The sequence below is a fragment of the Streptomyces sp. YS-3 genome (genome assembly GCF_045257485.1).
In the GTDB taxonomy this organism is placed as follows: Bacteria; Actinomycetota; Actinomycetes; order Streptomycetales; family Streptomycetaceae; genus Streptomyces.
Map to the genome: position 1 here is coordinate 1 of NZ_JBJHPC010000293.1, position 8,874 is coordinate 8,874.

At 67.8% G+C, this 8,874-nt stretch carries 7 protein-coding genes and 1 pseudogene; 7 read left to right on the forward strand and 1 reads right to left on the reverse strand.

Annotated elements, in window-relative coordinates; translation table 11 throughout:
• Positions 1-46 precede the first annotated feature (46 nt).
• The 7 genes and pseudogenes from ACJA3G_RS22365 (at position 47) to ACJA3G_RS22395 (ending at position 7,592) form a co-directional block, all read left to right on the forward strand.
• A complete protein-coding gene (locus tag ACJA3G_RS22365) occupies positions 47-1,372 on the forward strand; it encodes an ATP-binding protein (RefSeq protein WP_406554813.1) in 1,326 nt (441 codons plus the stop codon).
• Complete coding sequence (locus ACJA3G_RS22370) at positions 1,356-1,958, forward strand: hypothetical protein (RefSeq protein WP_406554807.1); 603 nt, start codon at positions 1,356-1,358, stop codon at positions 1,956-1,958. Before ACJA3G_RS22365 ends, ACJA3G_RS22370 begins: the two co-directional genes overlap by 17 nt.
• Positions 1,959-2,563: 605 nt before the next feature.
• Entirely contained in the window at positions 2,564-4,900 is a 2,337-nt protein-coding gene (locus ACJA3G_RS22375) for a protein kinase domain-containing protein (RefSeq protein WP_406554808.1), read from the forward strand.
• Between the two features lie 70 nt (positions 4,901-4,970).
• Positions 4,971-5,269, forward strand: a pseudogene (locus tag ACJA3G_RS22380) (integrase core domain-containing protein); the annotation flags it as partial.
• A 194-nt stretch (positions 5,270-5,463) separates the two neighbouring features.
• Entirely contained in the window at positions 5,464-5,772 is a 309-nt protein-coding gene (locus ACJA3G_RS22385) for a hypothetical protein (protein ID WP_406554809.1), read from the forward strand.
• Positions 5,769-6,356 (forward strand): hypothetical protein, encoded by a 588-nt coding sequence (locus ACJA3G_RS22390; protein WP_406554810.1) that lies wholly within the window; start codon positions 5,769-5,771, stop codon positions 6,354-6,356. Before ACJA3G_RS22385 ends, ACJA3G_RS22390 begins: the two co-directional genes overlap by 4 nt.
• A 213-nt stretch (positions 6,357-6,569) precedes the next feature.
• Positions 6,570-7,592: a hypothetical protein gene (locus tag ACJA3G_RS22395; RefSeq protein ID WP_406554811.1), complete on the forward strand. Its 1,023-nt coding sequence runs from the start codon at positions 6,570-6,572 to the stop codon at positions 7,590-7,592.
• A gap of 234 nt (positions 7,593-7,826) precedes the next feature.
• Here ACJA3G_RS22395 and ACJA3G_RS22400 read toward each other — a convergent pair whose 3' ends face one another.
• Positions 7,827-8,399, reverse strand: coding sequence for an EF-hand domain-containing protein (locus ACJA3G_RS22400; protein ID WP_406554812.1), 573 nt, complete (start codon positions 8,397-8,399; stop codon positions 7,827-7,829).
• Positions 8,400-8,874: the final 475 nt, after the last annotated feature.

Sequence of the window (8,874 nt, forward strand, 5' to 3'; positions counted from 1 at the left end):
GCACCGCGCCGGCCCCGAACAGGGCGAGCAGCAGACGCCGCCCACCCTGTTCCCACCCGGCGGCCGTCCCGGCCCCGCCTCCGCACGCGGCAGCAAGCTCAAGCTGCCCGCCCACCGCATGACCACCGCCACCGTCGCGGGCGCCTATCCCTTCCTCGCCGAAGGCGGGCTCGGCGCCGAGGGCATCTACATCGGCCGTGACATGCATGCTGAGGCCAGTTTCTGTTTCGATCCGTTCGCGCTGTACGGGAAGATCGAGGGGTTCACCAACCCCAACGTGTTGTTGGCCGGAGTCATCGGCCAGGGCAAGAGCGCCCTGGCGAAGTCCTTCGCGCTGCGGTCCGTGGCCTTCGGCTACCGGGTCTACGTCCCGTGCGACCCCAAGGGCGAATGGACCCCGGTAGCCGCAGCCCTCGGCGGCACCTCCATCGCGCTCGGCCCCGGCCTGCCCGGCAAGCTCAACCCCCTGGACGCAGCCCCACGCCCGCCGTCGGTCTCCGAAACGGACTGGGCAAACGAGATCCGCAAACGGCGCCTGCTGCTCCTCGGCTCCCTGGCCCGCACCGTCCTCGGACGGGACCTGCTGCCCATGGAACACACCGGACTCGACGTCGCCCTGGACGCCGTCGTCACCCGCGCCACAGCCACCGGCCGCACCCCGCTGCTCGGCGACATCGCCACCATGCTCAACAACCCCAACGACCTCGACACCGCCGGCGGCCTGATGTCCGGCCGCCTCGGGGATGCCTCCCGCGACCTGGCCCACGCCATGCGCCGCCTCGTCCACGGCGACCTGGCCGGCATGTTCGACGCCCCCTCCACCGTCGCCTTCGACCCCAGCTCACCCATGCTCACCATCGACCTGTCCCGCCTGGGCGGCTCCGGCGACGACACCGCCCTCGTCCTCGCCATGACCTGCGCCGCCGCCTGGATGGAATCCGCGCTCTCCGACCCGAACGGCGGCCGGCGCTGGATCGTCTACGACGAAGCCTGGCGTCTCATGCGCCACCCCGGTCTGCTCCAGCGCATGCAGTCCCAGTGGAAACTCTCCCGCGGCCTGGGCATCGCCAACCTCATGGTCATCCACCGGCTCAGCGACCTCCTCACCGCCGGAGACGCCGGATCCCGCGGGCGGGCCCTGGCCGAGGGCCTGCTCGCTGACTGCTCCACCCGCATCATCTACCGCCAGGAGACCGACCAACTCCACGCCGCGGCAGCTCTGCTGGGCCTCACCTCCGTAGAGAGCGATGCCATCGCCCATCTCAACCGAGGACGCGGGCTATGGAAGGTCGCAGGCAGATCCTTTATCGTCCAACACCAACTACACCCACGCGAATTGGCGCTATTCGATACGGATGCCCGAATGCATTGAAAGGTCCGGCAGTTCCATCAACTTCGATGTTCAGCGCGAGCTGATACCCCGCAATACCACCCTCCACCTCATCGACGCGCTCGACGGCCTGAAGGCCAAACTCCTGGCCGCTGCCGCGCAGTTCGAGCTGCTCGATGAATTCGGCGGCGTGCCGGCCGAGCCCTCGTATGCCGAACTGCTCCAGCACACCGTCAGCGCCCAGGGCTTCTCCCGCGACGTCGTCCAACTGACTGCCGACTTCGCCCGGAGCACCCACAGTACGAACCGTGCCGGCAGCGTGGTCCTCGCCCATCTCGCTACGGCGGCCACCATGTCGAACCAGGCCGCGCCGCACTTCGCCGAAACCGCGGAGAGCGCCCTTTCCCTTCCCCTGTCCTCCAGCCCCACCGACCAGCAGTACCGGGAGAACCACATGGTCATCAACCACGCCACGGCCCGGGCCTATCTGCGACGCGCCTCGGAATCGCTCCGCGACGCGGCCAAGGAACTCAACACCCACCTCGAATTCCACCGATTCTTCTCGACAGCGGCCCTGCCACAGCCCCCGGCGTCACCGCAGTCCCAGCCGAGCACACGCCACCGGTAACCTCGCCGTTTCAGAGGAGGTCGTTTGAGACGGTGTCGGTGGGTGGGCATAGCGGCCCCGGCGCGGTGGACGGGTTTTTCCAAGATTCCTCGGGTCGCGGGTGGTCGAAGGCATGCCGGTCAGATGATCGGCCGGGGCAGCGCAGCGGGTCGGCGGAACACGGCGACGAGTTCGTGTCTCCAGGGCAGGTAGCGGGGCGGGACGGGGCGCGGGTGGACGCCTCGGCCGAGGAGCCGGGCAGCGGCAGGTTGGAGAACCAGGCGAGGAGGTCGAGCGCTGCGAGGCTGAGTTCGAGCCAGGCCGCGTTGATGACGACGTGGCTGGAAGGGAACCGGCCGAATCGGTACGTGGTGGCGGACCGCCAGTAACTGGAGGAGGCCCGCCTCCTCACCGGGGTAGGGGTGTCGGTAAGGAACACCAGGTGCCACAGGCGCTCGCCCTGGTCAAACAGCGAGAGGTTCGCTCCGGGGCGTGACCGCTCGCAGCGCACGATGATGTGCGTACCGTCGGGTAGCCGGTCAGTTTGACCATCCCGGCCACTGGTGCTGTATCAAGTCCACCCCGTAGAACTGTGTCCCGTGGGTCGGTGGAGAGAGGCTGTTGTGATGCGGTTATTGGCCGGGCGTTACGAACTGTCGGATCGTATTGGCTCGGGTGGGATGGGGGAGGTGTGGCGGGGCTGGGACCGAGTCCTGCACCGGACCGTGGCGGTCAAGGTCCTGCCTGGCTTCGCAGCGGATATCCAAGCCGCGGATCGGTTGGAGCGCGAGGCTCGGGCCGCCGCCAGGATCTCCGACGACCATGTGGTGACCGTTCACGACTACGGCCGTGACGGGGACACGGTCTACGTGGTGATGGAACTGGCCGACGGTCGCGCTCTCGACGCGGTTCTACGCGAGGAGGGACTGCTCAGCCTGGCTCAGGCCGTCGACTGGACGCGGCAGGTGTGTCTTGCGCTCGCCGCTGCCCACGCGAAGGGCGTGGTGCACCGCGACATTAAGCCGGCCAACGTGATGATCGGGTCTGGCGGCAAGGTAAAGGTGGTGGATTTCGGGATCGCTTGGTTCGATCCTGCACTGGGTCTGGAGCGGCTCAGCCGCAGTCACGCGGTCCTGGGCAGTGCACCCTGGATGTCTCCGGAACAGGCCCGGGGCCGTTCTGTGGACCACCGATCGGACCTTTACTCCGTGGGTTGCCTACTCCACCAACTGTTGACAGGCCAAACTCCGTTCGGGCAACGGGACGCTCTGGGCCACCTCGTGGCGCACGCGATGGAGGCCCCTGATCGGCCGAGTGCCCGACGCGCAGGCATACCTGACGAACTCGACCGGCTGGTGCTTGACCTGCTGGCCAAGGAGCCGGGCGGACGCCCCGCTTCCGCCCTGGATGTCGCGGACAGGCTCCAGAGGATCGGTGCCGGGCTCAACAGCATTCCCGATTCGGAGCGAGTAGCGGTCCAGCCGAGGCAGGGCGCGCAACAGTTACCCGTGTCGAGGGAGGGCAGCGGCACGGTCGGACTGACCGCGGGAGGGGATGCCGATGCCCCGGCAACCGCTCCGCCCGATCCGGATACCGCAGAACATCCACAGCCGGTGCCGCCTGCCGCCCACACGGTAAAGCGCCGTACGCTGCTCGTCGGCGCGCTGGTCACCGTGGTGACCGGCGGCGTAGTCGCCGTCACGGTGCTTCGAGACCCCCCGGACGGTGGTGGAACGGACGGCAAGGGCAGCAAAGGCCCTGTCCAGCCGAGCCCTGGAGCGACAAGCGCTCCGGCGCAGGTGATATGGCAGAAGCCTGCCAAGGGCCTTCCCCTTCCCGTCGCTCGCTGCGGGAAGGCAGTGCTCGCCGACGGGGAGAAAGCCCTGCATGCCGTAGACATCGGATCCGGGCGGGAGTTGTGGGCGTTTCCGGACGCGCCGGAGGACAAGGAGCACGACTGGACAATCAGTGCGGCTGGGGTTCTCTACACCAGCAGCGAGGGTCGGGTCAACCAGGTGGAAGCCGTCTCGGGGAAGAACCAGTGGAGCTACACGTTGCCGCTGGGTGACGACAGTATCAGCGCTTCCGGATCGGCTTCCCTCAGATTCTCTGCCGACGGCAAGACCCTCTATGCGGCGATGGCTGACCTGGTAGTCGCGCTGAACCCAGCAACGGGTGGGGCCCTGTGGACGTGGAAGTCACCCAAAACGCCGATCAACGGGCTGTACGCACCCTCCGACAAAATCATTTTGATTCGGGCCATGGCCAATGTCGACAACATGCTTTACGCGCTCAGCCCTATCACCCGCGAGGTGGTATGGCAGGGTTCCGTCGACAGAGTCGAAGTACACAACGGCCAGGTGTTCACCACGGGTTACAACCAAGGGTCGGCGATGTCCGTACTGAACATCGCTGACGGCACGGTCCGGTGGGAGGCGAAGGGGACCCTGGATCTCTACTTTCCCGCGGCCAAAACCGGCGTCTACGCCGATTATCCCACGGAAGGGACGCTCACGGGAATCTCACTCGACACCGGCAAGACTGTGTGGACGCAGACTGGCTACGACAACCCGGCGGCGGTTGGCACCCGTCTCATAGCCGGCGTCCGCGGCGACTCCGCGGGCGCCGGGATGGTCACCGCGGCGTTCGACCCGCGCGACGGCCACATACTCTGGAAAGCACGCGGCACCTTCCCGGTCCGCACCCTCCAGCCCGAAGACGGGGCCGGCCTCGACACCCCACGCTGGATATTGGCCACAACCGGCATCCAAGGCGGATTCGCCGCGCTCGCTCCGGAAACCGGCGAGATCACCTGGACCGCCTCATTTCCCGGCGAATACATCCACCGTGCGAGTCAGGACAAGGAGAGCGGCACCGTCTTCGTTGTCACCGGCAAGTCGATGACCTACGAAAAGGACCCTGCCGACACCGACAGCCTCTACGCGGTCCGCCTGCTGCACTGACGCGGGGCTACACACCCGCCGCGTGATCCGCTCTCATCTCCCGACCGCGTTCGTCCACCACCACGGCACCCGCATTGAACGGGTCCTCACCCACAATGCCTGCGCCTACCGCATGGCTTGGTCTGAAAGAACGTCCTGGCCGGACGCGGCGCGAGCGGCAAACTCAGCCCCGCCTGCCGGTCTCAGACCAACGGAAAGCCGAGCGCTTCAACCGCACCCTGCTCGACGAATGGGACCGCCTACGGCCCTACATCAGCAACGAACAGCGCACCACAGCCCTCGACACCTTCCTGCACATACAACGACCATCGCGGCCACAGCGCACTCGGACGTAAGCAGCCGAACAGCCGCTGCAACAACCCTGCGGGTCATACGCCTAGAACCGCACCGGGCCTCTGCCCGCCCACGCCGTCAGGAGATCCCACCTGTCCACACCTTCCGCCATACCCGCAGTCCCCACCGCCAGCGTCACCACCCCCACCGATCCAGGCGGCCGTTATGTCTACGGCCGTCAGGTACTTGCGCTCACCGACCTGCTCAACGCAGCCACGTCCTTTGAGGACGTGGCTGCCCTGACCGACCAAATCCTGGAACCGACCGACGGCCTCCTGGAGCGGCTCGCCGAGTTCTTTGAAGCGGCGGCCGAGAAGGCCAAGGAGTCCGACCAGGAAGACGGGTTCGACCTCCACTACGACCTAGAGGACGCCGCGTCCACCTTGCGCGGGCTCGGTGAAGACCTGCACGTCGCGGTCGACCGCATGCGCGCCCTGGCCCCCCGCCCCTCTGCGCGGCAGGCCGCTGGGGCGAGCGTCGCGGGCTCCAGCATCGTGCTGCCGAGGGTGGTGCCGCCCGCGTCCGGTCGCATCCGGTGACAGCGCCAGAGTCACCCGGCCCGCTCGCCGGTCTGGATCAGGCGGCGCATCTGCACGCGCTGGCCGAGCGCATCCGCCATGCCGCCGATGACCTGCCGACCCCACAATCCACCCATTCGCTCGCCAGCATCGGTGAGGAAGTAGAAGACCAAGTCCGCCTTGTTGCGGGTCTCTTCGTCTCGCTCGCACATGAAGCCGCCGTCCACAACCGGGGGGCGAAGCCGCATCCCGACACCGCCGATTCCCTTGACCACCGCAAGGTCGCGCTGATGACGCGGGCGACCGGTCCTCTGGGCTGGGCGCTGGCCAAGCTGGGCGAAGCCATCGTCGAGGTCGGCCGCCTCCATGACAGCAGCGGCGGCTCACAGACGTGCGAACGAGCACAGGCCATCGATGACCGGCTGTTCAGTGCCCGCCGGCACCTGATGGACGCGGCCAGCAACCTGCACCGGGGTGCCGACCTGCTCGTCGCGGCTGCGTCCGGCTCACGGCCTGCAGCACCGCCCCCGCACACGAACCGGCTGCCTGCCACGCTGCCCGTGCCCGCTCCAGCGTCACCGACCGTCTCCAGAATCCTGCGCTGACCTGCACAGACGCTCCGCAGCGCCCCCGCTGGAGGGCAGCGTCGCACCCGTGTGACCTCGCGGGCGAAGGCGGCAACATAGCGGACAATCCCCGGTTAGCGAAACCGGGGATTCTCCGGACTCTAGAGGCGGATCACCAACCATCCCCTTCTTGAGGAGCACCCCATTCGCCGCCCCATCCGCCGCCTTCCCTTGGCCATCGCCACTGCATGCGTGGCCCTGGCCGCGAGTGCCTGCACCAGCGGCAGCGACAGCCCCACAGCCAAGGGCCCCGCCCCGTCCGCCAGTGCCCGCAAACAGCAGGAGCTGCCACCGTCGGCCCTGACCAAGCAGCAGGCCCTCGCCGAGATCGACCGGTACTCGGCGGTCAACAACAAGGCCAACGCCGAGAACGACCGCAGTCTGCTCGACACGGTCGAGGACGGCCCGATGTATGCCATGTCGATCTCCGAGTTCAAGGAGTCCGAGGGCCTGACCGCCTCCGAGCGCACGGCGTACGAACCGTGGGCGTACGACACGCAGAGCGCCCAGCTCTACATCCCGCGGATCGCGGACGGTCAGCCGCGCTGGTTCGCCGCCGCGCTCTCGGGCACCAAGGGCAAGGCCCCGAGCCGACTCGCCGTCTTCGCCGAGCAGCCGCAGCACCATCGGTGGGAGCTGGTCTCCGCCGCTGATCTGTACGGCACGGACCTGCCCAAGGTGGCCCTGGACGCCGACGGGTATGCCATCGCGGTGGCGGCCAACGGCAACAAGGACTTGGCCGCGGGGACCGACCTGCTCCGCAATGGCGTCTTGGACAACTTCGCCACCGGGGGCCAGAACTCCGGGAAGAAGATCTTCACCGAGAGCAAGGCGAGCAGCCAGCAGATCAAGGTCCATGACGAGACCGTCACCCAGTACGGCAACAAGGGCACCAGCACGTTCGCCGGCGCCGCCAACCGCTACGGTGACGCCTACGCGCTCAAGACCGCCGACGGCGGTGCGCTGGTCCTGTTCTCCCACACCCACACCCAGACCGACGCGGTCACCCACCACGGGATCCAGCTCAATCCCGGCAAGGACGACCGGGCCTGGCTGCACGACATCCCGCGCACGAGCATCCGCTACGAGTTCGTCTGCAACGACGCCGCCACCGTCCCCGCGAAGGCCGGCCCCTCCACACTCGTGGGCTACACCTGCGCCCGCACCGACGCCTCCGGCCCGCCCGTGAACTCCGCTCCCCTGCCCCGCATTTAGCACTCCCCTTCCTCTGCGCCTCACTTGAGGGCATCCTGGCAGTCCAGAGCCCCCGGTCTCCCTTGGCGCCATGAGACGTACAGCGGGTCGTTGTCACGTGTACAGCGGCGATCCTGACGCCAGTTGGCGGGTAGCCACTGCGAACGCGGTGCGGGACACACCGGCGCCGGTCGCGCCCAGAGGGGTTGATCGACATCCTGGCGGTCCGGGCGCTTTCACCGAGACCGGTCGGCCTCAGTCTTCCTTGACGACGGCGGGGCGCCCCATCCACCAGTTCCCGGTGGCTTCGGGGTCCGAGCTGGACCAGAACTCGATGACCGCGTTGGTGAATTCCACGGGTGACAGTGTGCCGTCACCGTCGGTGTCGAGGTGGCTGAACGCCTCGTCCGCCATCTCCTCTGTCAGGCCCGGAAAGTGCCCGCGCTGGAACGCGAGGAACTCGCCGGGGCTGATCCGGCCGTCCTGATCGAGGTCGGCGATCTCCAGGTAGGTTTCGGCGAGCCTTCCCAGGGTTGCCTCGGCGGCTTCCGGGTCCCCGGCCAGCGCACGGGTCGATGTGACGAACTGCCCCTTGGAAATCCCTTCGCTGCCCGCCGGGACGAAGGGCAGATGCACCTCTCGCCAGATGGTCGTATAGGCGTCGACGATGCGTTCCGCCTGCGGGGAGTCCTCGGCGTGACCGAGGGAGGACGCCACCCGGCGCCCCATCTCCAGATGGTCGTTCTCGGTGAGCACGCCATTGCCGTTGACGTCGAGCTGATCAAATCCCTGCTCGATCTTCGCCGTCAGAAAGTCCTGCGCGGCCATCGTTGACTCCTCCCACGTGGACGAACACCAAGGGCAGGCACGGCGAACCGTGTCCGCACCTGGGCAACGATCGGACGATCGTAAGGAAACGTTGGACCGGTACCGCCGCCGAGCCGTCCCCCTCGGACACGGCCAGGACGGCAGGACGACGAGACGCGCGCTCCGGCTACCTCGCCCGCTCGTCCATGTCACCGACACCACCAGCAGCTTGGACTGGGGCTACGACCCCCCACCTGCGCATCGAAGCCATCCCTCTACGTCAAAACCAGCGGGCCCGTCGTGCCCTGGGCACCGCCCCGCACACCCGGTTCAGCAGCAACCACGCACTATGGGCATCCAACCGAGCGGTGCCCACCCCCGCCTACCGCGCACCGGACCGGCCCCGGCCTCACCGGCATCAGCCTCCACCGCTGCCAGGGCCGGCACTCACCGCTGACCCGTCCCCCTTCGTCTCTGGAGAACATCCTGTCCTCGC